Origin of the sequence: Arthrobacter sp. AK01, assembly GCF_021109375.1 — a bacterium.
Taxonomy (GTDB): Bacteria; Actinomycetota; Actinomycetes; order Actinomycetales; family Micrococcaceae; genus Arthrobacter.
The window spans coordinates 21967-46091 of the sequence record NZ_JAJOHP010000041.1 but is presented as its reverse complement, the minus strand read 5'-3'; the positions used below and the strand labels follow the sequence as shown (position 1 = coordinate 46091).

Below are 24125 nucleotides of genomic sequence, written 5' to 3'. Positions count from 1 at the left end.
CACCATAGGTGAGCGGGCGTTTTGCGTTCGTGGCGGTCAGGCAGCTTCGTCGAAGTCGTCGATCCCCGCAGCTTCCGCATTGCGGCGCCGTTGCACCCGGGACGGAACAACGAGCGCAGCGAGGAGCGCCAGCACGCCAACCCCGGCGGATACCCAGAAGCCGATGGTGAACGCATCGTCCGAAGGCGCGCCCTGCGGGGTGATGTTTGAGGAGATGAGCGCGGCAATGACGGCCGTACCAATGCTGCTGCCGACGGTGCGCAGCACAGTGTTGGCACTGATGGCCTCGCCGGTCTGGGTCGCAGGAACACTTTCGACAATCGCATTTGATGTCGCGGCCAGTGCCATCCCAATGCCGATGCCGGTGAGGATGCCCGAGACCACAATCTGCCACTCTTCACCGTGTCCCAATGCCGGAATGATGAACGCGACGGTGACGGCCACAGCGCCGAGGATCATCGGAATCTTGGGCCCCACCTTGCGGATGAGGGCGCCGGCAATGACGCCGGAGATCACCATAGCGACGACGGTCGGCAGCAGGTAGATGCCAGCTTCGCTGACGGTCTTGCCGAACCCGTAGCCAAGGACCGTTGGCAGTTGAAGGATCGTGGGAACCAGGACGAAGGTTCCAAACATTGCGAAGCCGAAGGCCAACGCCACGATGTGCGCGGTCCACACGCCACGGTTGCGGAACAGCCGCACGTCAATCAGCGGTTCTGCCACGCGCAATTCCACGAACACGAACACGATCAGCGCGATGCCGCCACCGAGGAGCAGGCTGATGGTTTTGCCGTCGCCCCAGCCCCAGGTCTGGCCCTCGCTGATGGCCAGCAGCACGGCTACAAGGCCGACGGAAAGAATGCCGGTGCCCAGGAGATCGAGCTTGCCGGGGGTTTTGACGGGAGATTCGGGCATTCCGAAGATAGCTCCGAGGAGGGCGATCAGTACGAGCCCGGCCGGTAACCAGAACAGCCAGTGCCAGGACAGTGCCTCAACAATCGGACCAGCAGCGACAATTCCAACACCGGCGCCGATGCCGAAGATCGCGGACAGCAGGCCGATGGTGACGCTGACGCGTTCCTTCGGAAGCTCGTCGCGGACGATGCCGATGGATAGTGGCATCACCGCACCCGCGGCGCCTTGAAGCACGCGGCCAATGATCAGGACCGTCAGGTTGGGTGCAATAGCGGCGAGAACCGCGCCGACCAGAAGCAGGGAGAGCACCACGATCAGGACCTTGCGCTTGCCCACCATGTCGCCGAGGCGCCCAAGGATCGGAGTCAGCACGGAAGCGGAGAGCAGGTAAGCCGTCAGCACCCAGCCTGCGTCGCTTGTTGCTACGCCAAGGTCCTTCCCGATGGTGCCCAGGGCGGGTGCGACCAAGGACTGCAGGACCGCGAATGAAAGGCCGCCGAGGGAGAGATAGGCGATGATCGCCGTGCCGCGTTTGCGGTGAGCCTCCGTACCCGGTGCCGGTGCGCTTGTCGGGCGCTCAATGGTGCTGGACATGGTTCTCCTCGGCATGTAAACGATTGATTACTTAGAGCGTAAATCAATTTAGTTACCTATGTCAACAATCGTTTACTTGCGGGTTTGCCGGGCTAGAGTGGGGGAGTGGGCAACGAAGTACAGGAACCAAAACATCTCGACGGCGGGGCAGCTTTGGCGGACGACGAATTGATTCGTTCGGGTCGGGACGCGGACGTCACCCGGCGGGCGCTGGTTCGAGCCGCCCGCAGGCGCTTCGCAACCGAGGGCTATCGCGCCACCACCGTTCGCCACATCGCAGCGGATGCGGGCGTCAACGTAGCCCTCATCAACCGGTATTTCGGCTCCAAAGAGGGCCTCTTCGAAGCGTGCATGAACCGCACTGTGGATGAGCTGGATCCCCAAACCCAGGCTCGCGCGGCCAGCGTTGACGAGGTGATCGCCCGGCTCCTGGCGCACGTCGTCGAGGCTCCCAACGCCGACGACCCCCTGCAACTCCTGCTCCTGCTCCGTTCATCCGGCGACGAGAACGCCGATGCGATCCGCCGCAGGACCTTGGAGCGCTTCACCGAACAACTCGCCGCAGCCGCAGGTTGGAGTGCGGATGACTCCGCTTCGCAGCCGCTTCTCCTTCGAGCCCAAATGGCTATCGCGCTGATGCTGGGATTGGTGATGCTGCGGACGGCCACGGAAGTGCAGCCCCTCGTCTCAGCTTCCGCCGATCAACTGACGGAGCCCCTTGAGCAAGTCCTCCGAGTCCTGCTCGACTCCCGAGGTGCGTAAGTAAAGAGGGCATCCGTCCTTCCGACGCTCTCTCACCTTTCGTCGCCTTTCCGGAAACGCTCGATCACTTCCGGCGTGCGAATGCGCCCGGATCTTGGTCGTTCAGATTGCGCTTGCCCCGACCCTATGGGGAAGTGAGAGAGGGTTTGGGAAATTGCCGCGGGAGGTGAGAGGGCGATGAAGCCGGGGTGGCAAACTATGCCTATGCGGAACCTCATTTGGGTGGCGTTCACGGAGCCCGTGCAGCCGGGGCTGGTTTTTCCGCGCAGCGACTGGCCGCTTCACATCACGCTGTTAAGGTTCGACGTCGGCACTGAGGTGAGTGCCGACGTCGCCGATGTTCTGACGGACTTGGCGGCAGCGCCAGTCAAGGGAGCCCTCGGAACGAGGCTAACCGTGGGTGAAGAGGCGGGGTTTGGGCACATGGGGTCCATCCCGGTGAGCTTGATCCACCACAACCCGTTGCTGCAGGGACTGCACGAAGAGATGGTGGATGCCGTGACCAGCATCGGCGGGAGGATCGCTACGCCGAACTACATCCTTGACCACTATCGGCCGCACATCTCGCACCATGACGGCAGGCGCCCCGAGTCAGGAGACGTCGTCGTGCTTGACCACATAGCCCTGGTGGACATGGCGCCGGAGGGCGACCACACCATCCGGCGCATCCTCAAGCTCTGGACCCGGGACGCCCAGAGCCACTGAGGAACCTACGCGATGACTCCGTCCACCAGCGCCTTGGCCTCTTCCTGCACCTGCTTCAAGTGGTCCGCGCCTTTGAACGACTCGGCGTAGATCTTGTACACGTCCTCGGTGCCTGAGGGGCGGGCTGCGAACCAGGCATTCTCGGTGACAACCTTCAGGCCGCCGATCGAAGCGCCATTGCCCGGAGCCTCAGTGAGCTTGGCCGTGATCTCTTCGCCGGCCAAGGAGGTAGCGGTGACGTCGGCGGCGGAGAGCTTGCCCAATTTGGACTTCTGCTCGCGGGTGGCGGCAGCGTCGATGCGGGCGTAAACGGGTGAGCCGAACTGGTCAGTGAGTCCCTTGTAGAGCTGCGACGGAGACTGACCCGTAACGGCCGTGATCTCGGACGCCAGCAGCGCCAGCAGGATGCCGTCCTTGTCCGTGGTCCACACGCTGCCGTCCAGCTTGTTGAAGGATGCGCCAGCCGATTCCTCGCCACCGAATGCGCCCTCGCCGGAGAGCAAGCCGGGCACGAACCACTTGAAGCCAACGGGAACCTCCACCAGCTTGCGGCCCAGACCGGCTGCGACGCGGTCGATGATCGAGGAAGATACCAGGGTCTTGCCAACCACGGACTCCGGGTTCCAGCCGCTGCGGTTCCGGTAAAGGTAGTCGATGGCGACGGCGAGGTAATGGTTCGGGTTCATCAGGCCGCCATCGGGTGTGACAATGCCATGCCGGTCGGCGTCGGCGTCGTTTCCCGTGGCGACGTCATAAGCAGTGGTGCCGTCGGCGCCCGCAGCCATCCGCTTGATCAGCGACGCCATGGCCGACGGCGACGAGCAATCCATGCGGATCTTCTCATCCCAGTCGAGCGTCATGAAGGCCCACTGCGGATCAACGGTGGGGTTCACAACCGTGAGGTTGAGCTGGTGGCGCTCGCCGATCTCGCCCCAGTAGTCAACGGAGGCGCCACCCATGGGGTCGGCGCCGATGCGGACGCCGGCGTTGCGGATCGCGTCCAGGTTGAGAACGGAGGGGAGGTCGTCGACGTAGCTGCTGAGGAAGTCGAACTTGCCCGTTGTGTCGGCGGCGAGAGCATCGTTCAAGGGGATGCGCTTGACGCCACGGAGGCCGTTTTCGAGGAGCTGGTTGGCGCGGTCGGCGATCCAACCGGTGGCATCCGTATCGGCGGGTCCGCCGTGCGGAGGGTTGTACTTGAAGCCACCGTCGCCTGGCGGGTTGTGGCTGGGGGTGACCACAATGCCGTCGGCCTGGGGAGTGCCGGGCGCGGCTTCGCGATTGTACTTGAGGATCGCGTGGCTCAATGCCGGTGTCGGGGTGTAGCCGTGGCGTGCGTCCACCAGGACAGTCACGCCGTTGGCAGCCAGCACCTCCAAAGCGGAGTTCTGCGCCGGCTCGCTGAGGGCGTGGGTATCGCGGCCAATAAACAGCGGCCCGGTGATGCCCTGGCGTCCGCGGTATTCAACGATTGCCTGCGTGATCGCAAGGATGTGCGGCTCGTTGAACGACGCTTTCAAGCTGGAGCCGCGGTGTCCCGACGTTCCAAACGCCACGCGCTGCGCGGGATCGCCCAAATCCGGAGCTACGTCGAAATACGCGTCCAGCAGGGCTGTGATGTCAACAAGGTCCTGGGGAAGGGCAACTGTGCCCGCTCGGCTAGCCATGGGGTCCAGCATGCCAGACCACACGGCCCGCTGACAGGAAATGTCCGGGATCTGGCCCCTGTGACGCTGGAAGGCGGCAGGGGCACGCCATGAACAGGCAGGTTTCACGTCACGTTCAGGAACAGGTGCTAGTGAAAGAGAACGCTCCGCCCCGGTTGTCGAAAACCGGGTCGGAGCGAAATTCAATAGCAAGGGTGCCAAAGGCTAGACGGCGGTGTACCCGCCATCGACCAGCACATACGAGCCGGTCATGAAGCTGGCTTTGTCGGAGAGGAGGAACGTAGTGACGTTGGCGATCTCCTCCGCCTTGCCCAGCCGGCCCAGCGAGTGCTTGGCCTCAAGCCCGTTAATCACTTCTTTCGGTGCAGCTGACAGCAGGGGAGTATCGATGTAGCCGGGTCCAATCGCGTTGACGCGGAGACCCTGCGCGCCGTATTCGGCCGCTGCGTTCTTGGTCAGGCCCACCACGCCGTGCTTGGCAGCTGTATAGGCGGCGTTGCCGGGGGCGGCGACAGCTCCATGGATTGAGGCCATGTTCACAATGGCACCTTCGGAAGCGCCGGCGGCAAGGATGGCCGGGATCTGATAGCGCATTCCATAGAGGACGCCGCTCAAGTTGATGGCGATGACCCGGTCCCAGTCCTCGATGTCGACGTCGCCCACAGGTGCGCTGGCCCCGCCGATGCCCGCGTTGTTCACGGCGTAGTTGAGGGCGCCATAGGTCTCCACGGCGAAGTCGACGGCCTTCTTGCTGTCCTCGGCCACAGCCGTGTTGCCTTGGAACGGAACTGCAGTGCCGCCGTCGGCCGTGATTTCGTTGGCCACGCGGGTGGCGGCGTCGAAGTTGACGTCCGCAACCACGACGTTGACGCCGTTTTTTGCGAGGTCCTTGCTGATCGCTTCCCCGAGTCCTGAGCCGCCGCCGGTGACGAGCGCGGTCTTGCCTTCGAAGTTACCCATGATTCCTCCTTCGCGGGACGGATCCCGCAGATTTCTGTGGTGAGCGCTGTTTAAGTCGCTGTTGACGTAAACCGAGTCAGACTCGGAAAAATTCCATGCTTATGCATGAATCTTTCCGGATGGGCCCTTGTGCCCATGTCTTCAGCCCTGCGCTACCTTCTGTGGCACCGCGGACGGCGGTAGTGTTGGGATCAAAGACCAAATTCAGGGGGATTTTCCATGTCAGATCAGCCAGCCAAGGGCAACGAAGACAAGCCGGCGGGTTACGAACCGCCGCAGTACGTCCCGCCCGCACAGTTCAGCGCACCCGAACCGGCCGCGCAGAGTGCCCCTGAGCCCGGGGCGCCCGAGCCCGGCGCCCCCGTGCCGCCGCCATTCGAGCAGGGTGCCAACCCAACGCAGCCGCTCCCGTCCTACGAGCAGAGCGCGCACGGGCAGGACGCTTACACGCAGAATGCCCAAGGCCAGAGCGACTTCTACACCCAGCCTCAGCCGCCCGGCAGCCAGAGTGCGTACACCCCGGGCGACTACAGCCAGCAGCCGCCGTCGCCGTACGGACAGCCGCCCAGCCCGTACCAACAGCAGCAGGCATTCGGTCAGCAGCCCTATGGCCAGCAGCCGTACAGCCAGCCCAGCCCCTACGGACAGCCCGCGTACTACGCCATGCAGGCCGAGCCCAAGGGCCTGAGCATCGCCAGCATGTGCTGCGGTATCGCCATCTTTGTTGGCTTCGGGTTCTTCATCCTTCCGCAGATCGCCGCCGTGATTCTGGGCCACCTCGCCCTCAAGCGTGAACCTGCGGGCAAGGGCATGGCAACCGCCGGACTCGTGATGGGATACATCGGCGTGGCGCTGACGGTGATCTTCGGCATTATCTTCTTCGCGGCCATTGGGGCCTCGTCCACGAGGTTGAACTACTAAGCAAACACGCACGACGGGGGGGGGCGGGGGGCGGCGGGGGGGGCCCCCCCCCCCCCCCGGGGCGGCGGGGGTGGGGGGGGGGGGGCCCACCCCCCCCCCCCCCGGGGGCCCCCGTCGTTGTTAAGGCCCATCGGCGCGACCCAAACCCGCGGCCGACACAGAAACGGACCAGCGCCACCTGAATATAGGCAACGCTGGTCCGTTTGCGTGGCGTCAGGCGCTGTCCGCCGCGTCAGCCGAGCTAGCGAACGCCACCCATCAACTTCTTGATCGCCGGCGAAGCAGCTGCAAGGCCAACGGCAAGGACCATTGCCACGCCGCCGATGCCCAGGAAGTACGGGAGCTCGTCGTCGGGGTTGTACAGGCCAGCCAGGATGCCCGCCAAGGTCGTACCGAGCGAGACCGACAGGAAGAACAGTGCCACCATCTGCGTGTGGAACGCCTGCGGGGCGAGCTTGGTGCTCACGGACAGGCCGATGGGGGACAAGAACAGCTCCGCCAGGGTGAACATGAACAGGATGCCCACCAGTGCCAGCAGCGGGGTCTTGCCGTCGCCGGCCAGCGGGATGAACGCCAGGAATGCCAGGCCCATGATGAAGAGGCCGGCCGAGAACTTCAGCGGCGAACTGGGCTGCTTGGAGCCGAGCTTGGTCCAGAGGGCAGCCATGACGCCGGCGAAAATGATGATGAACACCGGGTTGATGGACTGGACCCAGGCGGCCGGCATTTCCCAGCCGAACAGGTTACGGTCCAGTTTCTCCTGCGAGTAGACAGCGATGAACGTGAACTGCTGCTGGAACAGCGCCCAGAAAGCAGCCGATGCGATGTACAGCGGGATGAACGCGACCACGCGCTTACGCTCCACACTGGTGACCAGGGGGCTGCGGAAGATCAGGAACAGGTAGATCACCGAGGCCGCGATGGCGGCGTACGCCATGCTGCGGGCCAGGTTGTTTGCGTTGACGAAGCCCGTGCCGAGCAGGACGCCGATGACAATCAGGATGCCCAGGAAGATCAGGCCGTAACGGGTGCGGTCCTTCGCGGGGAGCGGGTTCGGCACGCGGTGTGCTTCCTCGGGGAGCCGTTTGCGGCCCAGCGAGTAGATGACCAGGCCGATCGCCATGCCCACGGCCGCGGCGCCGAAGCCGATGTGGAAGCCGTAGCTCGTCTGCAGGAAACCGGTGACCAGTGGACCGATGAGCCCACCGATGTTGATGCCCATGTAGAAGATGGAGAAGCCGGCGTCGCGGCGCTCGTCCTTCTCGCCGTACAAGGTTCCCACCAGGGCGGTGGCGTTGGCTTTCAGGCCACCGGAACCGATGCCCACCAGTACCAGGCCGGCGATCAAGCCCGGAATTCCGGGAAGAAGCGCCAGCGCTATGTGGCCGGCCATTATCATGATGGCCGAGCCGAACAGGACCTTTTCGGAGCCGAAGAGACGGTCGGCGAGCCAGGCGCCGAGGATCGTCGACAGGTAAACGCCACCACCGTATGCACCCACCAAACCAGCGGCGAGGCCCTGGTCAATGGAAAGACCGCCCTGCTCAGCGGTGAAGTACATGTAGTAGAGCAGAATTCCCTGCATGCCGTAGAAGGAGAATCGCTCCCACATTTCCACGGAGAAGAGGCTGGCCAACGTCTTTGGATGGCCGAAGAATGACGTATCGCCCGCTGGCTTTGCGGACTCAGCCGTGGTTTGAGGTGTGCTCATTTTCTCAATGCTGGCACTGACTGCGGGCATTGTCACATCGATATATGCCCGGGGCAACCACTTTCCATATGTTAGACGCCCCTGTTACCTGGCCTCGAGGGCGGCTGCGAGCTGGAGAAGCAACAGCTCAGATCCCATGCGGCCAATGAGCTGAATTCCCATCGGCAGGCCAGCGGCAGTTGCGTGCACAGGAACGCTGATCGCCGGAAGCCCGCACACGTTCACCATGGATGACCACGGCGCGTATTCGCACTGCCGCTTGTAGTCCTCGTCAGCGTCGCCGGCCCACTCACTCGGCCACGGCTCGCCGCTGTGTCCGCCGCCCGTGAACCAGCCGATGGGACGAGGTGTCTGCGCGAGCGTTGGCATGAGGATGACATCCCATTCCGCGTATTGCGCGATGGTGTCGTGCTCGAATTGCCGCAGGAATCCGAGTGCCTCATTCACCTTGAAAGCGCTCCGCTGTTGCGCCCGACGGCGGAATGTCCGGGTCAGCGGGGTCAGCAGTGCTTCGCGCTGGGGTGCTATCCGGGCACTCCCGACGCCGGCAGTCCAGGCTGCTGTGAACGCTTCGGGATAGCGGTTGTCGTACCGGATTTCGGCTTCGGCAACGCTGTGGCCGGCGTTTCCCAGGAGCTTGGTCCCCAGCGTGAGGGCGTCCATGGCTTCTTGCTCGATCCCAAACGGATAGGCACCTGCCCACGGGCTGTCCAGGCTCACGCCGATCCTGAGGGGCTCCGGCGCCCGGCCAACATTGGCGAGATATCCGCCGTCGGGCGCTTCATCCCGGGGGACCAGCGCGTCCATCAGCAGCGCAGCGTCCGCGGCTGTTCGCGCCAGCGGTCCGGCGACCACCAACTTGGCAGTGTCCCCGGCGCTTGCACCTGACGGCACCACGCCCCGGCCCGGCTTCAACCCGACCAGTCCGCAGGCGCCGGCGGGAATCCGAATGGACCCGCCTCCGTCTGTTCCGGGCGCGAATGGAACCAGGCCAGCTGCCACGGCTGCCGCTGTGCCGCCTGACGAACCGCCGGAGCTTCGCCCCAAGGAATGGGGATTGCGCGACGGCGGTGCGATGCGGTTCTCGCTGTACGCGGTCAGCCCAAACTCCGGAACCTGGGTTTTGCCCAGCGAGATGACGCCTTGACCCTTCAGGGTTGCTGCGAGGGCGCCGTCCTCGGGCGCGGGTTTATGCTCCAGGGCAGCGCTGCCGTGGGTTGTCGGTACCCCGGCGACGTCGGTGAGGTCCTTGAATGCGGTGGGCATGCCGTGAAGCAGGGGCAGCTCATCGCGGCGGCCCTCGCGGACCACGATGGCGTGCCGTCGATCCGCCGCGGCGGCGTCCCTGAGAGCCTGTTCTGCTGTGACTGTGACAAAGGCACCCAGTTGCTTGTTCCGGGATTCGATTGCCGAGAGGAAGTGGGTGGTGGCCTCCCGGGCGGACAGGTCGCCCGAAGCCAGGGCATCGCGGAGTTCAACAGCGGTCAGTCGTGAAAGGGCCTGCAGCGAAGGATCAACCAAGGAAACGCGACTCCAACCGTTCCTCCACAGCAACGGCATCCACACTTTCGCCGGCACCGGCGGTGACCCGGAAGGCTGCCTTGTTCTTCACTTCGGACACCACCTCCACAAGTTCCGTTCCCTGGTAAACCAGCCCCACGCCGTCGTCCGTGCAGTGCGTTTCGCCGAGCGTGCCGTTGGCCACCAATTTGTGGATGGCAGGAGCGCGGCGGGGTTCGGAGTCATAGTGGACACCGCTGGCGTAGGGAAGGAAGCCGAGGGCGTTGGTGACGGGCCTGAGCTCCGGGCCGAACGAATCGGTGACGCCGCCCTGGTACCAACAGATGGATCCTGCTGAGACGCCAGCCAGCACCACGCCGCCTTCCCACGCTTTCCGGAGGATCCGGTCCAGTCCGTGGGCACGCCATACGGCCAGCAGGTTCACCACCGAGCCGCCGTTGACCCACACCACGTCCTGTTCCAGGAGATGGGCTTCCGGGTCCTCGATATTGGGCATGGGGAAGAGGGTGAGGTGGCTGAAATCGAACCCCGCAATACGTGCGGCCTGATCCATTTCCGCGGCCCACCAACGCTGATCCCCGGATGCCGTCCCGATGTGTGTCACGCGTGGCGGGCGGCCGCTCACCCCGGAGAGCTCCACGGCATAGTGCATCAAGTGGTTGAACTCTATCCGGGTGCGTTCGCCTGGTTTGTAGCCACCGGATGTCGCCAGAATGGTGGGTTGCCCAGCAGCCATGGAGTACTCCTAACGGGCCAATGTTCGGGGAGGGCTTGGGTCCCAGTCTTAGCGTCCGGACCTCGTGACGCAAGCGAACGTTCTGGCCGCACGCCGCTGCGACTAGGCTGGATGCTGGACTAATCGATGGGAAGGGACCGCAATGAGCGACTTCGATACCGTGCCTGTGGGCGATATTCCGGCTGACGCCAGCATTCTGGACGTCCGCGAAGACTACGAGTGGGTGGCAGGGCACGCTGAAGGTGCACGCCACATCCCCCTGGACCAGCTGCCGGCACGGCTGGACGAGCTCGATCCCGACGACGACCTCTTCGTCATCTGCCGCACCGGTGGCCGTTCCTTCCGCGCTGTCCAGTGGCTGGTGGGCCAGGGGTATTCGGCGGTGAACGTGGCCGGGGGCATGGATATGTGGTTCGAGGCAGGCAAGCCGATGGTGTCCGACAACGGTCTCAAGCCGGTAGTCCTCTAAACCGCGCATATAACCAGCAAGGAATATTCGATGTCAGCGCTCACCTACACGTTCCTTGGCCCCGAGGGCACCTTCACCGAGGCCGCCCTCATGCAGGTACCAGGTGCTGCTGACGCCATGAGAATTCCCTGCACCAACGTGAATACGGCACTGGAACGTGTCCGTGAAGGCCAAGCTGATGCTGCCATGGTTCCCATCGAGAACTCGGTGGAGGGCGGGGTTACGGCCACGCTGGATGCGATCGCCACGGGCCAGGAGCTCCGGATCATCCGTGAGGCCCTTGTTCCCATCACCTTCGTGCTCGTGGCGAGGCCCGGCGTCGAACTTTCCGACATCAAAAGGATCTCGACGCACGGCCACGCGTGGGCGCAATGCCGGCTCTGGGTGGACGAGCACCTTCCGAACGCTGACTACGTTCCCGGGACCTCGACGGCCGCTTCCGCCATGGGGCTGCTGGAGGAGGATGCTCCTTACGAAGCGGCCATTTGTGCGCCGCTGATCGCTTCCGAGCAACCCGGCCTCAACATCCTGGCCCAGAACATTGGCGACAACCCGGATGCGGTCACACGGTTCATCTTGGTGAGCCGGCCCGGACCCTTGCCGGAGCGCACAGGTGCTGACAAGACCACCGTGGTTGTGCCGCTGCCGGAGGATCACCCGGGCGCCCTCATGGAGATCCTGGACCAGTTCGCCTCCCGCGGAGTGAACCTGAGCCGCATCGAATCACGCCCCACTGGTCAGTACCTGGGCCACTATTTCTTCAGCATCGACGCCGATGGACACGCCACCGATTCACGGGTGGCCGATGCCCTTGCCGGCCTCCACCGGATCAGCCCGGCAACCCGGTTCCTGGGCTCCTACGCACGGGCTGACAAGCAGCCGGCCGTGGTCGCTCCGCATACGTCAGACGCGGCGTTTGCCTCGGCGCACGCGTGGGTTGATTCGATTCTGAAGGGCTCCTAGCCGCAGTCCACAGGGCATGCCATTCCCCTTTCGCACTGATGCTTCTGTGCGTATGCTTGCCTGATCCATAAACGATGGATGAATAGCAAACGAAAGGGATGGGTCATGACTGTCCACAGCGATGACAAAGACGGCCAGGGCATGATCGTCAATCCCAAGCCGTCAATCGATAACAAAGATGACTGGGACGGCGACGATGCTGATCGGGCGGATCGTCTGCGTTTTGAAGAAGAGCAAGCCATGATCAAGGAGCAGTCCGAGGCCAGGGCTGCCGCCAAGGCCGCGGCTGAAGAGGCCGAAAGAAACACAGCCCAACCCGAAAAGGGCGCTGTCTAAACGGTTTTGGCTTTCGGCACGCGCACCAGCAAGGATCCTGGTGCCACTTGGACGGTGACTGTTGTCGCTTCGCCCGAGGGGTCGCCGTCGAGCTGTGTCGCCATCGGTTCCTGACTGCGGATGGTGACTTTCCCGGAACGGTAGAAGCTCATCATCGGCAGGTTCGCGTTGTGCTTGAACAGGACCTTTGTGTACATGGCCAGCCAGCCGAAGGCGCTGCGCGGGCTCATCACCACGATGTCCAGCATGCCGTCGTCGATCATGGCCTGCGGGATGAAGTCGATACCGCCGGGGATCAATCCACAGTTGGCAAACAGTACGCTGCGGATTTTGCGCGCCTGTTCGGGCTGGTCATCCATGGTGATGGTGACCCGTTTTCGGCGGCCAGGCAGGTGGCGGACGCCGGCCTCGGTATAGGCGAGCCAGCCGACGCTCTTTTTGAGGTTGTCCTTGGTGTCGCCAACAACCTCGGCATCCAAGCCCATGCCGGCGATCACCAGGAAGGTATGTTCTGCGGACTCGCCGGTAATTTCGTTGTCGATCCCCATGGTGGCGGTATCGATGAAGCGCTGATGGCCGAACAGGGCGGTCTGGATGCAGCCAGCGAGGTCTGTGACGTCCAGGTCCACGTTTCGTGCCAGCAGGTTTCCGGTGCCCAAAGGGATGAGGCCCATGGCCACGTTCTTGTGCGCCAGTGACTCAGCCACCACGCGCACGGTCCCGTCGCCACCGCACGCCAGAACGACGTCGGCTCCGTAGGCCAGCGCCTGGCGCGACTGCCCGTAACCGGGGTCCTCGGGGGTGGTTTCAAAGAATTTGGGGGCGTCCCATCCGGCGAGGTCACAGGCATCGGTAATGGCCTGACGGGCTACGGCGGCGTTGTTTTTCACGGGGTTAAGGATGACTGCAACGCGTTGGTCCCCGGGGCCGGGCTTGTGGGCGTCCTCCCGAACCGCGCTCCTGGTATGCCGGGCTTTCAATCGGCGCACACCCCACCAACTGGAGACGGCAAACGCCACGCCCCCAGCGAGAATCACGTACAGGATCCAGTCGCTCATGGTGCTCCAACACTATCCTCCTGGGCACTCCTCTCTTTGCCTCGCCCCCGGGACGGCCGGCCTTTGCCCACTACGGACCGGTAATCCGTGGCGGATTCGATACTCTTGTCTGGTGATCGACGTAAAAGACCTCAGCGAAAATCCGGACAAGTTCCGTGCCAGCCAGCGCGCCCGTGGCGCCGACGAGTCCGTTGTGGACGCGATCATCTCCGCTGACTCCGATCGCCGTGCCGCGCTGATCCGCCATGAAACCCTCCGCGCAGAGCAGAACGCTTTCGGCAAGAAGGTGGCGCAGGCCAAGGGCGAGGAGAAGCAGGCTCTTTTGGCCGAGGTCAAGGAACTGGCCAACTCGGTCAAGGCCGCAGCCGCTGAAGCCTCTGTCGCTCAAGCGAAGCAGGAGGAACTGCTCCGCGTCATCCCCAACCTCGTCGTGGACGGTGTCCCGGAGGGCGGCGAGGACGACTTCGTGGTGGTCAAGACCGTGGGTACCCCCCGCGAATTCAACGATTTTGAGCCGAAAGACCACCTGGAAATCGGTGAACTGATCGGCGCCATCGACATGGAGCGCGGTGCCAAGGTTTCCGGCTCGCGCTTCTACTTCCTTCGCGGCGTTGGTGCCCGCTTGGAGATGGCACTGCTGCAGATGGCCATGGAGCAGGCCATCGATGCCGGTTTCGTCCCGATGATTACCCCCACTTTGGTGCGTCCCGAGACCATGCAGGGCACCGGTTTCGACGTAAAGCACGACGCCGAGATCTACCGCCTCGCGGAAGACGACCTTTACCTTGTGGGAACCTCGGAGGTGGCCCTCGCCGGCTACCACGCAGATGAGATCCTGGATCTCTCCGCAGGCCCCATCCGATACGCCGGCCAGAGCTCCTGCTACCGCCGCGAGGCCGGTTCGCACGGCAAGGACACCCGCGGCATCATCCGCGTGCACCAGTTCAACAAGGTGGAGATGTTCATCTACACCACTGTTGAAGAGGCCGCTGCAGAACACGAGCGACTGCTGGCTTGGGAAGAGGAAATGCTGGCCAAGTGCGAGCTGCCCTACCGCGTGATCGACACCGCAGCAGGAGACCTTGGCATGTCCGCGGCCCGCAAGTTCGACTGCGAAGCCTGGGTCCCCACGCAGAACGCCTACCGCGAGCTCACCTCGACGTCCAACTGCACCACGTTCCAGGCGCGCCGCCTCAACATCCGCGAGCGTGCGGTCAATGACGAAGGTGTTGCCAAGGGAACCCGCGCTGTTGCAACACTGAATGGCACCCTGGCCACCACACGCTGGATCGTTGCCATCCTTGAACACCACCAGAACCCGGACGGCTCCGTCAACGTTCCCAAGGCGCTGCAGAAGTACCTTGGCGGACTTGAGGTTTTGCCGGTTCTCTAACGGGGCTTGCGGGCAAGCGCGATCAGTTCGCCTTGCCCGCTGCCCACGTCCTCGCCGGCCCAGCCACCGAGAATGTGCTCCACCTCGAAGCCCGCGAGGCCCAGGTCTTGGCGCAGCTGGTCCTCGCTGCGGAACGCCAGGACCGACGACTCTGTTTCATCGATGCTTCCGTCAAGGAGCCGGTGCTCGGTTAGCGCAACAAGCCCGCCGGGCAGCAGGACACTCTCCATCCACGTTTCCAAGGCGGAGCCATCGGGGAGCGTGTGCGTGCGTCGCGTCGTCGGCGGATTCCAGCCTTCCCATGCCTTGGCCGCCGGGTCGCGGGTATCGAACGCCAAACGCCCGCCGGGTGCCAGCGCGCGGTAAACGTCGGCCAGCGTTCGCGACCAGTCGCCGTCGTCGTTGATCGCCTGGGCCACGTGCGCCGTCATGATCGCGACGTCAAAGGTCCCTTCAGGGATTTGCGTTGACGTACCTTCGATCCACGTCACGTGGTCGGCGCCGCGCTTCCCACGAGCGGCCGCAAGGGAGTGGGGGTTTGGGTCGATGCCAACAACGGCATGACCATCCGCAGCAACCGCAAGGGTCATCCTGCCCGTGCCGCAGCCCAGATCCAACACCCGGCTGTTCGACCGCTCATTCACGAACGCCAGGAAGAAGTCGTCATCCGCGGCCCACATGTTCTCTGCGTCGTAGAGGGCTGACAGCCGGGCGCCGGTCATTCGGGAAGACATCCGACTACCCTACAGTTCCGGGGTTGCCTTTCGGCGGGCATTTGCGCACAAAAAAAGAAGGGAATGATCCCTTCCATATTCAATTTATAACGCACATGGGGGCTTGCGGCAAGGCCCCCCTGATGCCGAACAATTGATCCACGAACCCCACAACAAACGGAAAAGGGAGTCGTGGAATGCCCGAAATCAGCCCCTTGAAATCCAGTGCATTTGCCCTGCCGGAGCAGCGTGCACGTAAGGCCGATCCGCAGCTGATAGGCAGCGACGAGCGGCAATTCGAAGCCATCGCCAAGAACCTGTCGGAATCCATTGCGGACTTGTCGGGCCGCCTCGACCTCACGCGAAAGCAGCCAGGGGGTCGTGGCCAAGCTGCCTTGGACCGTGACCAGGAGATTCATCGGATCACCGCGAGGCTTAGGGCCCTGCGGCGCTTCGGTCTGGACCTTTGCTTGGGCCGGATGGTGAGCGCGGACAGTCCGGATCCTGTGTACGTTGGCCGGCTGGGACTCAATGACAGCCAAGGGCACAGGCTCCTGATCGACTGGCGCTCGCCTGCTGCCGAGCCGTTCTTTGGTGCAACCCACGCCAATCCGATGGGCTTGGTGAGCCGGCGCCGGTACCGCTGGACACAGGGCCGGATCAGTGACTATTGGGACGAAGTGTTCACCGCTGACGGGCTGCAGGGAAATGCGGCCCTTGATGACCAGTCTGCCTTCATCGCCAGCCTGGGAAGCACCCGCTCACCACGGATGCGCGACGTTTTGGGCACCATCCAGGCGGACCAGGACCAGATCATTCGCGCGGGCTCGCGCGGGGCTTTAGTGCTCGACGGCGGTCCAGGTACCGGAAAGACTGTGGTTGCGTTGCACCGGACGGCTTATCTGCTCTATTCGGATCCCCGACTCAGCCACCGCGGCAGCCATCGAAAGAGTGATGTTCTGTTTGTTGGCCCCCACCAGCCCTACCTCGCCTACGTTGCCGATGTTCTTCCCAGCCTGGGTGAGGAGGGTGTGCAGACCTGCACGTTACGGGATCTGGTCCCCGAAGGTGCCACGGCCGCCGTCGAAAGCGATCCGGAGGTGGTTCGCCTCAAGTCGTCCGTGGACATGGTCACGGCGGTGGAGCGCGCCGTGAAGTTCTACGAGGAGCCGCCGGCCAAGGGTATGGAGGTCGAGACCCCCTACGCCGACGTCTGGCTCAGCGCCGAGGACTGGGCCGAGGCTTTTGATGCCGCAGAACCAGGGACCCCGCACAATGAAGCGCGTGATGATGTGTGGGAGGCGCTGCTGGAAATCCTCATGGATAAGCTGGCCGGGCACGATCTTCCGGAGAGTTTGCTCCGCAGGGCGTTCACCCATAACGCTGGGCTGCACACGAATTTCAACCGTGCGTGGCCGCTGCTCGACTACAAAGGGTTGGTGGCCGAGCTGTGGCGGGTGCCGGCGTACCTGCGCCTGTGCGCACCATGGCTGCAGCCTGATGAAAGAACCACGCTGCAGCGTGAATTCCCCGACGCGTGGACGGTCGAGGACCTGCCACTCCTGGACGCAGCCCGGCAACGGCTCGGTGACCCTGAAGCCGCGCGGCGAAGGCGAAGCCAGGAGGCAACACTCGCCGCTGAACGGGAGCTCATGGATCGGGTGGTGGATGACCTGATTGCAGCGGACGACTCCGAGAACATGGAGATGTACATGCTGCGCGGCGATGACATGCGGGACAAACTGGTGGACCTGGACGCCTTGCCCACCCCGGATCCGGATGTCCTCGCAGGACCGTTCGCGCACATTGTGGTGGATGAGGCACAGGAACTGACGGACGCGGAGTGGCGCATGTTGCTGCTTCGCTGCCCGTCACGAAGCTTCACGGTGGTGGGGGACCGTGCCCAGGCCAGGCACGGCTTCACTGAGTCGTGGGAAGAACGCCTGGAACGCGTGGGCCTGGGCAACGTGACGTTGGCCAGCCTGAGCATCAACTACCGCACGCCTGAGGAGGTCATGGCGGAAGCGGAGCCGGTCATCAGGGCAGCCCTCCCGGACGCCAACGTTCCCACCTCGGTCCGCAGCAGTGGCCTCCCCGTGGTCCATGGAAAAACGCAGGAGCTCAGCTCCTTCCTGGAAACCTGGCTCGCCGAAAACCCGGAGGGCACGGCTTGTGTCATCAGCCGGCGGGACGACGTAGCACCCAAAGCGACATTGAACCGCGTCAGCTGGCTCACCCCTGAATTATGCAAGGGCCTGGAGTTCGACCTCGTGGTCCTGCTGGACCCGGAGGAATTCGGGGATGGCCACGAAGGCGCCGGCGTAGAGGGCGCCGTGGACCGGTATGTCGCCATGACCCGGGCCACCCAGCAGCTTGTGATTCTCCGGAGCGGCGGGCAAGCATCCAAATGACCACTGTTCATCGTCCGTTAATCCCCCGCTGTGGCGCCGGTCCTAGTTCAGTGTCGGAGGTGTCTGCTCTACTGTAAGCATGACTATTTTGACTGATACTCCAGTTGCTGGCATCGATGACCAGCCAAATAACAACAACAACCTCATGGTCGCCTTGGACGTTGACGGCACGCTCGTTGACCACGATGGCCACATGTCACCGGGCGTTCGCTCCGCTGCCCAGGCTGTGGTTGCCAGCGGACACGACGTCATGATCGCTACCGGCCGTTCGCTCAATGCGACGCTCCCGATCATCGAGCAGATCGGCCTTGAACGAGGCTACGCCGTTTGCTGCAATGGCGGCGTGACACTTCGACTGGATCCTTCGCTGGACAAGGGTTACGAGATCATCCACAAGGCCACCTTCGATCCCGCGCCAGCTCTGAGGGCCCTGCGCGAGCGGCTGCCCAATGCCAAGTACGCGTTGGAGGACGAGGACGGAAACTTCCTCTCCACCGAGCGCTTCCAGGACGCCAGCTTTGGCGTGGAGTCCATCGGCGTCGATTTCCAGACCATGCTGGATGCTACGGCGGTACGCGTGGTGGTCTTCAGCAGCGAGAACACCTCTGACGAATTCAACGAGGCCATTAAGCACATCGGGCTTTCCGGCGTGACCTACTCGGTGGGCTGGACGGCATGGCTGGACATTGCCGCTGAGGGAGTCACCAAGGCCAGCGCCCTGGAGGCACTGCGGCGGAAACTGGGTACTGACCAAGCCAACACAGTAGCCGTGGGTGATGGGCGCAACGACATTGAGATGCTCACCTGGGCGGGTCGCGGTGTCGCCATGGGTCAGGCTCCGGACGAGGTACTCGCCGTTGCGGATGAGGTCACTGCGTCAGTGCTCGACGACGGCGCGGCGCAGGTGTTGCGCAGCCTGCTGTAACTGTCGCGGGCCCCGGCGGGATTTGTCGCGGAGCTACCTAGACTGGGGCTGTGTTCTACGAAGAGTGTCCCGCGCCGCCGGGTTTGCAGCCGTTCGTCACCTCCCTTTGGTTTGTCCGCGCCCAGCCTCAGGCCCGGTACGAGAAAATCCTCCCCGGGCCGGAATCGCACCTGATTCTCAACCTCTCGGAGCCGTACCGTCTGATCAGGCCGTCCGGAAACGCCAGCGAACCCACGGCAACGGAAGTTGCCACAGGTTTCTATGCCGGCCTGCAGCGCAGCTACGTCATCAGCGAGAACCCGGATCAGCTCTTCAACGTTGGTGCCCGCCTGACTCCCTACGGCCTTGCGGCGTTCACCAGCCAACCGCCGTCGGGGTTTCAGAACCGCGTGGTGGATGCCGAGATCATCTTCCCGGGCTTTACGGAACTGCGCTCGCATCTTGGGGGAGCCGAGCCCGGGCAAGCATTCGCGGCCCTGGCAGGGTTCTTGCAACAACAGATCAGGCCCGGCTACCGAGCGGACCCGAGAACCGTGCAGGCTGTCGAAACCCTCGCCAGGGAAGACGTGGAGATCAGCGTCCTTGCGGCAAGGTTGGGGGTCAGCTCCTCCACCTTGGAGCGGGTCATGATGCGGGACTGCGGGACCACCGCCAAGGCCTACTCGGACGTGTGCAGATTCAACCGGATCGTCAACCAGGCGGCAGCGCTGCCCCAAGGCTCGGTGCCGGGCCGTGAACTTCTGCACCTGGCCGATTACTACGATCAGCCGCACCTGATCCGGGCCTTTAGGCGCTTCAGCGGCTTTACGCCCACCGAGTACCTTGAGGTGGTGCGGAGTTACGGCGCTGAATACGCCACTTTTGTTCCGCTGGAGGAAGTCTCCCGATAACGTGCGGGTTTTATACAAGCCCCCTCACCTTCCCGGGCGTACTGTGCATTCAGGAACTGCACACCTTGGAGAGGACCCCCATGGAGATTCAGATCAATTGGCTTGCGGTGCTGTTGGCTGCCTTGGCGACATTCGTGGTGGGTGGGCTCTGGTATTCGTTGCTCTTCGCCAAGCCGTGGCAGAAAGCCGCCGGCGTGAGCGATGAGCAGTTGAAGTCCGGAACTGCGCGGGTTTTTGTGGGTTCATTCATCCTCGCCGTGGTGATGGCCGTCTTCCTGGCGGCGTTCATTGGCCGTGGCGGCTTCGCGTTCGGGACCTTTGCAGGGTTGGCTGCCGGTTTGGGATGGGTGGCCACGGCGCTTGGCGTGAACTATCTGTTCGAGCGCCGCAGCTTGACGCTGTTTGCCATCAATGGCAGCTACAACGTGGTCACTTTCACGGCCATGGGCGCCATCATCGGTGCCATGCAGGGGTAGCGACCTACTTGAAGACAGTCTGGATCGGCCCTCCGCCGGCCGACTCAACGATGGCCTGCGCCACCACCCGCAGTTTGACGTTGCGGTTGCTGGAGGCCCTTTTAATAAGCTCGATGGCCTCCACCTGGGTGCACCGGTTCTGGGCGATGATGATGCCTGTGGCTACGTCGATCACCGTCCTGGACTCCATGGCAGCCCGCAGATTGGCGGCGGTTTGGCTGTGCTGTGCGATCAGGACTGCCAGCTGAAGACCCTTGGACGCCTGCTCCACGTAGTCGTTGGCGCGCTGCACGGCTGCTTGGTCAAAGGCGTTGGGACGGTCTGAGTACAGATTGAGGCCGGCCATCGAGGCGTTGTCCGGAAGCGGGAAAGGAACCGCCAACACGGAACGGAGCCCATGGCCTGTGATGGCCTCGTTGTAGTCCGGCCACGTGTTGTCTTTCTCAAAGTCGGGGATGTGGACCTGGGTGCCTTCGCGGCAAGCATGGAGGCAAGGACCGTCCGGGTAAGCGTACTGGACCTCGTCCAATTGCCGTGCACGTTCGCTGCTGCTCGCCACGGTGCCGGCTGTGCGGTGGCGCATCAGTGTGATCCCGCAGTAAACCTCTGCGTCAGGGCTGCTGAACATGGTTGCCGAGTGGCGGGCCAGCTCTTCAAGAAACGCTTCGACATCCGGAGTGCTGAGCAACAGATCCTGAATATCGGACAGCACCGTAGTCGGCTCTGCGAGCTGTGGGTCTTCCATGGAGATCTCCGATCCGGTGGACATGGCTACCTTGTGAGCCTAACCCGGTTGTATGCCAATAGTAAGTATGCTTTCCTTTTGGTGGAGTCTATGACGAGTCAAAGGGCGCAAGCTTCCCTGCTTACGCGGCGCCCGCTATCGCAGGGGAGGTCAAGAGATACCTTCGTGATCACTGCTGGGTAGTACGCCCGCCGCGGACCATCCAGGACCTTAGGCGCCAAGTGCTGGCGCGGACCGAAGAGCTGACGCAGACTCTCCAGAGGACTCCTACGCCGGACGAAGTTGCGGCAGACCTGCGTCTGGATCCCGGTCAGGTTCGTGAAGCCCTGATGGCTGGTACCAGCAAGCGGCCCGACTCCCTGGATGCCCCGGCATCCGAGGGGCGTGAAGGCCTTCAGGGCACCCTTTCGGCCCTGGGGTGCCCGACTGACCGGATTGAGGATGTGTTGGCACTGCGAAATGCCATGCGGGAATTGAGCGCAGAGGACAGGCACCTGCTCTATCGGCGTTACTACCGCGAGGAAACGCAGTCCACCATCGCCGGAGCTCTCGGGATGTCCCAAATGCAGGTCTCACGCAGGCTCTCGAGAATCCTCGGGGACCTCCAGGCCCGGTTGCTGGACGGAATGGGTGCCGGAGGGGCCGGGGTTCCTCCCCGGCGCTCGAACCTCGGTGACGGCATTAGTCCACGGACAAGACAACCGTAAGGATCCGGCGCAGGCTCATGGCCACTGACGCCGGTGCGTTGACAGGGGACTGATTTGCAGCGGCCTCGGCCACGGCATCGCTGAGGGCGGTGATGCCGTCCTTGGCCTCCGCCAAGCGGCTGGCCAATTCGCCGGATTCCGCATCCCGCCAGTGGTCAATGACGGCCGCAACGGCATTCAGGGACTCGGCCAGATTGCCCACCACGGCATCGGGGACGACTGTCCCGGCGCCTTCCTCCCAGATGGCGCTCGCAAGGACGTCGGTGATGTCCTGGACATGGAACGTGAGCCGCTCAAGCGTCCGCAGTTCAGCCAAATCGCCCGGAAGGCGGGTGGCTCGACGGCGGGACCTGGGGTTCGCTTTGGCGCTCAGCTCAGCTTGGTGCACCGCAGTCCGCACGGCTGCGGCCGTGAGGGACAGCTCGTCGCTGCGGGTGGCCCATGCCTCATGGTTGGGCGGCCATGACTCCTGCATTGCCTTGGCCATGTCCTTGAGCTGGCGGGACAACGCGCCTTGGTGGCCGGCGATTGCGGGGTCGATGTCGTCGAGGTGCAAAGGCGGGAAAACCAGCCAGTTCACGGCGAAGCCTACGGCAACGCCCAGGGCCATCTGGAGGACGTACGCAAAGGAGAAGCCTTCGGCATTTGAGTCTCCCAACACCAGCACGAACAGGGCTGCCATGGGAATCCATTCGGACGCAGTGCCCAGCCGGGGAAGACCGCCGATCAGAACGCCTAGTCCCACCACCAAAGCGACAGCGAGGGCCGTTGGTGCTGCCACGGTGGTGATGGCAAAGGCCATGCCGATGCCCAGGACCAATCCGGCCAGGCTTTGCAGCCCATGCTTGGCGGAGTCCGCCACGGTGGGGTGCATGCTGACCAAGGCGCCCAGCGGGGCGTAGTACGGATAGGCGGCCGCGGACCCGGGCATGAAGGGTGCGAGGTACCAGGCGAGTCCGGCTGCAACGGCCGTTTTGGCCGCGAAGAGGAGTCGGTGGCGTGTGACGGTTTTTCGAAGCGCGGGGATCAGCCGCCGCCTGCTTGGCAGTTGGCTCATCAAGCCAACGTTCGCAGGTATGTCGTCACCTGTCGAGCCGAAAGTGTTGAACGTGAGCGAAGCATCAATTTCCTCTGTGATTGTGATTGGAACCGCCGCAAGCGGGTACACAACCATTGATAGTAACGATACTTACTATCCCGGCTGCTGTCCGCAGCCTGCCAACTGTGGAAAGAGAGCGACAATGGCTGAGAGCCAATCTCCGCAGGACGGAAGCTTCGCAGCGCCAAGGGGTGGGGCCCACGCCGGGACCCAGCCCTTCACCGGAAGCTACCTGGACTCGCCGGACGTTGAACTGGTCACGTGGCCCACGAGGTCAAGGTGAACGCCCGCCAGCTGCTCACTCAAACCAAAGGCGAGCTGTCCGAGCAAGCCCAAGCCCAGCAGCAAAGGGTTGCCGAGGGTTTGCGGTCAATCTCTGATGAGCTGTCCACCATGGCCAATTCAACGGAGGACGGCGGCGTCGCAACGGACTTGGTCCAGCAGGCAGTCACGCCAATCTGCCACCCACAGAGGCCCATGTGAAGGCGGAAACCCTTCCCCTTGGCGAGCTGTTGGGCGACCTGACGCGGGACGTTTCAACGTTGATGCGCCAGGAAGTGGAACTGGCCAAGGTCGAACTCAAGGAGTCTGCCACCAAAGCAGGCAAAGGCGCGGGAATGCTGGGCGGAGCGGCCTATGCGGGCCACATCACCGTGCTGTTCCTGTCCATCGCCCTTTGGTGGGCCTTGGGCCAGCTTGTTGGCCTTGGGTGGTCCGCCGTCATTGTTGGGGTCATCTGGGGAATCATCGCTGCGGTCCTGGCCACGCTGGGCCGCAAGGAACTGAACACCATCAAGGGCATGCCCCGGACCGCCCAGACGGTCAAGGAAATACCCCCGGCTTTGAAACCGAACATTGAGGAGTCACGATGACGCAGAACCCCGACGCCCTGCGCGCCGACATCGAAGAAACACGCCGGCGGCTGAGCACCAACGTTGATGCGGTGGCTGACAAGGTCACGCCGTCGCACATCGTCAACCGCCGTGTGGACAAGGTCAAGACTGCAGTCTTCGGCGCTCGCGATGACGTGCAGGACAGGGCCGGCGACGCCGCGCACCAAGCACATGATGCCGTTTCCGGGGTTGTTTCCGACATTGGCGACGCACCGCAGGCAATCACCCGCAAGGCACAAGGCAGCCCGATCGCAGCTGGCCTGATCGCGTTCGGAGCGGGCTTGTTGGTGGCCTCCCTGTTCCCGGCCTCAGAGAAGGAACGCGAAGCTGCCCAAGCAGTTAAGGACGCTGCCCAGCCGCTGACCGATGAGCTGAGCCACGCTGCCCAGGAAGTTGCCGAGCACCTGCGCGAGCCCGCGCAGGATGCGATGCAGAACGTCAAAGACAGCGCCACGGACGCCGCAGCCAACGTCAAGGACGAGGGCCAGGCAGCAGCCGCCGACGTCCAGGACCGCGTGCAGACGGCCAGGGACAACGTCAGCAACCAGTAGAGTG

The 24125-nt window shown here is 63.5% G+C and carries 24 protein-coding genes and 1 pseudogene; 15 read left to right on the top strand and 10 right to left on the bottom strand.

Features of this window, described 5'->3' with window-relative positions:
* Nucleotides 1-36: 36 nt before the first annotated feature.
* On the bottom strand, nt 37-1509 hold the full coding sequence (locus LN996_RS15130) for an MFS transporter (protein ID WP_231341184.1): 1473 nt from the start codon (nt 1507-1509) through the stop codon (nt 37-39).
* Nucleotides 1510-1614: 105 nt separating this feature from the next.
* On the opposite strand from LN996_RS15130, the gene LN996_RS15125 reads away from it, so the two are divergent.
* Together LN996_RS15125 and LN996_RS15120 are read left to right on the top strand one after the other, a co-directional pair.
* Complete coding sequence (locus tag LN996_RS15125; RefSeq protein ID WP_231341183.1) at nt 1615-2271, top strand: TetR/AcrR family transcriptional regulator; 657 nt, start codon at nt 1615-1617, stop codon at nt 2269-2271.
* A 204-nt stretch (nt 2272-2475) separates the two neighbouring features.
* A complete protein-coding gene (locus LN996_RS15120) occupies nt 2476-2976 on the top strand; it encodes a 2'-5' RNA ligase family protein (RefSeq protein WP_231341182.1) in 501 nt (166 codons plus the stop codon).
* Nucleotides 2977-2981: 5 nt separating this feature from the next.
* Here the strand turns inward: LN996_RS15120 and pgm are convergent, their stop codons facing one another.
* Together pgm and LN996_RS15110 are read right to left on the bottom strand one after the other, a co-directional pair.
* Nucleotides 2982-4643, bottom strand: coding sequence for a phosphoglucomutase (alpha-D-glucose-1,6-bisphosphate-dependent) (gene pgm, locus LN996_RS15115; protein ID WP_231341181.1), 1662 nt, complete (start codon nt 4641-4643; stop codon nt 2982-2984).
* 204 nt (nt 4644-4847) lie between these two features.
* Complete coding sequence (locus LN996_RS15110; RefSeq protein WP_231341180.1) at nt 4848-5603, bottom strand: SDR family NAD(P)-dependent oxidoreductase; 756 nt, start codon at nt 5601-5603, stop codon at nt 4848-4850.
* A gap of 219 nt (nt 5604-5822) precedes the next feature.
* On the opposite strand from LN996_RS15110, the gene LN996_RS15105 reads away from it, so the two are divergent.
* A complete protein-coding gene (locus LN996_RS15105) occupies nt 5823-6524 on the top strand; it encodes a DUF4190 domain-containing protein (protein WP_231341179.1) in 702 nt (233 codons plus the stop codon).
* Between the two features lie 241 nt (nt 6525-6765).
* Here LN996_RS15105 and LN996_RS15100 read toward each other — a convergent pair whose 3' ends face one another.
* Genes LN996_RS15100 through LN996_RS15090 form a run of 3 tightly spaced genes read right to left on the bottom strand, consistent with a single transcriptional unit; the run spans nt 6766 to nt 10492 of the window.
* The gene (locus tag LN996_RS15100; protein ID WP_231341178.1) at nt 6766-8265 is read right to left on the bottom strand and encodes a peptide MFS transporter; all 1500 of its coding nucleotides are present in this window, start codon (nt 8263-8265) and stop codon (nt 6766-6768) included.
* Nucleotides 8266-8319: 54 nt separating this feature from the next.
* Nucleotides 8320-9756, bottom strand: coding sequence for an amidase (locus LN996_RS15095; RefSeq protein ID WP_231341177.1), 1437 nt, complete (start codon nt 9754-9756; stop codon nt 8320-8322).
* Complete coding sequence (locus LN996_RS15090) at nt 9749-10492, bottom strand: peptidase E (protein ID WP_231341176.1); 744 nt, start codon at nt 10490-10492, stop codon at nt 9749-9751. Before LN996_RS15090 ends, LN996_RS15095 begins: the two co-directional genes overlap by 8 nt.
* A 142-nt stretch (nt 10493-10634) precedes the next feature.
* Here LN996_RS15090 and LN996_RS15085 point away from each other — a divergent pair, with 142 nt between their 5' ends.
* The 3 genes from LN996_RS15085 (at nt 10635) to LN996_RS15075 (ending at nt 12260) form a co-directional block, all read left to right on the top strand.
* Nucleotides 10635-10961, top strand: coding sequence for a rhodanese-like domain-containing protein (locus LN996_RS15085; protein ID WP_026540906.1), 327 nt, complete (start codon nt 10635-10637; stop codon nt 10959-10961).
* Between the two features lie 30 nt (nt 10962-10991).
* On the top strand, nt 10992-11924 hold the full coding sequence (gene pheA, locus LN996_RS15080) for a prephenate dehydratase (RefSeq protein WP_231341175.1): 933 nt from the start codon (nt 10992-10994) through the stop codon (nt 11922-11924).
* A 105-nt stretch (nt 11925-12029) separates the two neighbouring features.
* Entirely contained in the window at nt 12030-12260 is a 231-nt protein-coding gene (locus tag LN996_RS15075) for a hypothetical protein (RefSeq protein ID WP_231341174.1), read from the top strand.
* Here LN996_RS15075 and LN996_RS15070 read toward each other — a convergent pair.
* Nucleotides 12257-13318, bottom strand: coding sequence for a diacylglycerol kinase family protein (locus tag LN996_RS15070; RefSeq protein WP_231341173.1), 1062 nt, complete (start codon nt 13316-13318; stop codon nt 12257-12259). The genes LN996_RS15075 and LN996_RS15070 overlap by 4 nt on opposite strands.
* A 112-nt stretch (nt 13319-13430) precedes the next feature.
* Here LN996_RS15070 and serS point away from each other — a divergent pair, with 112 nt between their 5' ends.
* Nucleotides 13431-14711 carry a serine--tRNA ligase gene (gene serS, locus LN996_RS15065; protein WP_231341172.1) on the top strand — a complete coding sequence of 427 codons (1281 nt, stop codon included), beginning with the start codon at nt 13431-13433 and terminating at the stop codon, nt 14709-14711.
* Here serS and LN996_RS15060 read toward each other — a convergent pair.
* Nucleotides 14708-15445 carry a class I SAM-dependent methyltransferase gene (locus LN996_RS15060; protein WP_231341171.1) on the bottom strand — a complete coding sequence of 246 codons (738 nt, stop codon included), beginning with the start codon at nt 15443-15445 and terminating at the stop codon, nt 14708-14710. The two genes, serS and LN996_RS15060, sit on opposite strands and share 4 nt — an antisense overlap.
* A 176-nt stretch (nt 15446-15621) precedes the next feature.
* Between LN996_RS15060 and helR the strand changes: the two genes are divergently transcribed.
* From helR to LN996_RS15040, 4 genes are all read left to right on the top strand, one after another.
* Entirely contained in the window at nt 15622-17835 is a 2214-nt protein-coding gene (gene helR, locus LN996_RS15055) for an RNA polymerase recycling motor ATPase HelR (protein ID WP_231341170.1), read from the top strand.
* Between the two features lie 79 nt (nt 17836-17914).
* Nucleotides 17915-18760, top strand: a complete 846-nt coding sequence (locus tag LN996_RS15050; protein WP_231341169.1) for an HAD family hydrolase — start codon at nt 17915-17917, stop codon at nt 18758-18760.
* 50 nt (nt 18761-18810) lie between these two features.
* Nucleotides 18811-19650 carry an AraC family transcriptional regulator gene (locus tag LN996_RS15045; RefSeq protein ID WP_231341168.1) on the top strand — a complete coding sequence of 280 codons (840 nt, stop codon included), beginning with the start codon at nt 18811-18813 and terminating at the stop codon, nt 19648-19650.
* Nucleotides 19651-19730: 80 nt separating this feature from the next.
* Nucleotides 19731-20126 carry a DUF1761 domain-containing protein gene (locus LN996_RS15040; protein ID WP_231341167.1) on the top strand — a complete coding sequence of 132 codons (396 nt, stop codon included), beginning with the start codon at nt 19731-19733 and terminating at the stop codon, nt 20124-20126.
* Nucleotides 20127-20130: 4 nt separating this feature from the next.
* On the opposite strand, the gene LN996_RS15035 is transcribed toward LN996_RS15040, so the two are convergent.
* Nucleotides 20131-20871, bottom strand: coding sequence for a GAF and ANTAR domain-containing protein (locus LN996_RS15035; protein ID WP_231341188.1), 741 nt, complete (start codon nt 20869-20871; stop codon nt 20131-20133).
* A 104-nt stretch (nt 20872-20975) separates the two neighbouring features.
* Here LN996_RS15035 and LN996_RS15030 point away from each other — a divergent pair.
* Nucleotides 20976-21578: pseudogene (locus tag LN996_RS15030) on the top strand (sigma-70 family RNA polymerase sigma factor); the annotation flags it as partial.
* On the opposite strand, the gene LN996_RS15025 reads toward LN996_RS15030, so the two are convergent.
* Nucleotides 21553-22635: an aromatic acid exporter family protein gene (locus LN996_RS15025; protein WP_231341166.1), complete on the bottom strand. Its 1083-nt coding sequence runs from the start codon at nt 22633-22635 to the stop codon at nt 21553-21555. The pseudogene LN996_RS15030 and the gene LN996_RS15025 overlap by 26 nt on opposite strands.
* Nucleotides 22636-22938: 303 nt before the next feature.
* On the opposite strand from LN996_RS15025, the gene LN996_RS15020 reads away from it, so the two are divergent.
* From LN996_RS15020 to LN996_RS15010, 3 genes are read left to right on the top strand one after another with little or no spacing between them, the layout of a single operon-like run.
* Nucleotides 22939-23160: a hypothetical protein gene (locus LN996_RS15020; RefSeq protein WP_231341165.1), complete on the top strand. Its 222-nt coding sequence runs from the start codon at nt 22939-22941 to the stop codon at nt 23158-23160.
* Complete coding sequence (locus LN996_RS15015; RefSeq protein ID WP_269215746.1) at nt 23136-23549, top strand: phage holin family protein; 414 nt, start codon at nt 23136-23138, stop codon at nt 23547-23549. The genes LN996_RS15020 and LN996_RS15015 overlap by 25 nt, the downstream gene beginning before the upstream one ends.
* Nucleotides 23546-24121 (top strand): DUF3618 domain-containing protein, encoded by a 576-nt coding sequence (locus LN996_RS15010; protein WP_231341163.1) that lies wholly within the window; start codon nt 23546-23548, stop codon nt 24119-24121. Before LN996_RS15015 ends, LN996_RS15010 begins: the two co-directional genes overlap by 4 nt.
* Nucleotides 24122-24125: the final 4 nt, after the last annotated feature.

What these genes read in the sequence shown, in the direction of transcription:
- LN996_RS15075 (WP_231341174.1), top strand. Translation starts at nt 12,030, where the DNA reads ATGACTGTCCACAGCGATGACAAAGACGGCCAGGGCATGATCGTCAAT.
- LN996_RS15040 (WP_231341167.1), top strand. Translation starts at nt 19,731, where the DNA reads ATGGAGATTCAGATCAATTGGCTTGCGGTGCTGTTGGCTGCCTTGGCG.
- LN996_RS15010 (WP_231341163.1), top strand. Translation starts at nt 23,546, where the DNA reads ATGACGCAGAACCCCGACGCCCTGCGCGCCGACATCGAAGAAACACGC.
- LN996_RS15070 (WP_231341173.1), bottom strand. Translation starts at nt 13,318, where the DNA reads ATGAGCGACTGGATCCTGTACGTGATTCTCGCTGGGGGCGTGGCGTTT.
- LN996_RS15090 (WP_231341176.1), bottom strand. Translation starts at nt 10,492, where the DNA reads ATGGCTGCTGGGCAACCCACCATTCTGGCGACATCCGGTGGCTACAAA.
- LN996_RS15035 (WP_231341188.1), bottom strand. Translation starts at nt 20,871, where the DNA reads ATGGAAGACCCACAGCTCGCAGAGCCGACTACGGTGCTGTCCGATATT.
- LN996_RS15085 (WP_026540906.1), top strand. Translation starts at nt 10,635, where the DNA reads ATGAGCGACTTCGATACCGTGCCTGTGGGCGATATTCCGGCTGACGCC.
- helR (WP_231341170.1), top strand. Translation starts at nt 15,622, where the DNA reads ATGCCCGAAATCAGCCCCTTGAAATCCAGTGCATTTGCCCTGCCGGAG.
- LN996_RS15050 (WP_231341169.1), top strand. Translation starts at nt 17,915, where the DNA reads ATGACTATTTTGACTGATACTCCAGTTGCTGGCATCGATGACCAGCCA.
- pheA (WP_231341175.1), top strand. Translation starts at nt 10,992, where the DNA reads ATGTCAGCGCTCACCTACACGTTCCTTGGCCCCGAGGGCACCTTCACC.
- LN996_RS15120 (WP_231341182.1), top strand. Translation starts at nt 2,476, where the DNA reads ATGCGGAACCTCATTTGGGTGGCGTTCACGGAGCCCGTGCAGCCGGGG.
- LN996_RS15105 (WP_231341179.1), top strand. Translation starts at nt 5,823, where the DNA reads ATGTCAGATCAGCCAGCCAAGGGCAACGAAGACAAGCCGGCGGGTTAC.
- LN996_RS15060 (WP_231341171.1), bottom strand. Translation starts at nt 15,445, where the DNA reads ATGTCTTCCCGAATGACCGGCGCCCGGCTGTCAGCCCTCTACGACGCA.
- pgm (WP_231341181.1), bottom strand. Translation starts at nt 4,643, where the DNA reads ATGGCTAGCCGAGCGGGCACAGTTGCCCTTCCCCAGGACCTTGTTGAC.
- LN996_RS15100 (WP_231341178.1), bottom strand. Translation starts at nt 8,265, where the DNA reads ATGCCCGCAGTCAGTGCCAGCATTGAGAAAATGAGCACACCTCAAACC.
- LN996_RS15025 (WP_231341166.1), bottom strand. Translation starts at nt 22,635, where the DNA reads ATGAGCCAACTGCCAAGCAGGCGGCGGCTGATCCCCGCGCTTCGAAAA.
- LN996_RS15110 (WP_231341180.1), bottom strand. Translation starts at nt 5,603, where the DNA reads ATGGGTAACTTCGAAGGCAAGACCGCGCTCGTCACCGGCGGCGGCTCA.
- LN996_RS15130 (WP_231341184.1), bottom strand. Translation starts at nt 1,509, where the DNA reads ATGTCCAGCACCATTGAGCGCCCGACAAGCGCACCGGCACCGGGTACG.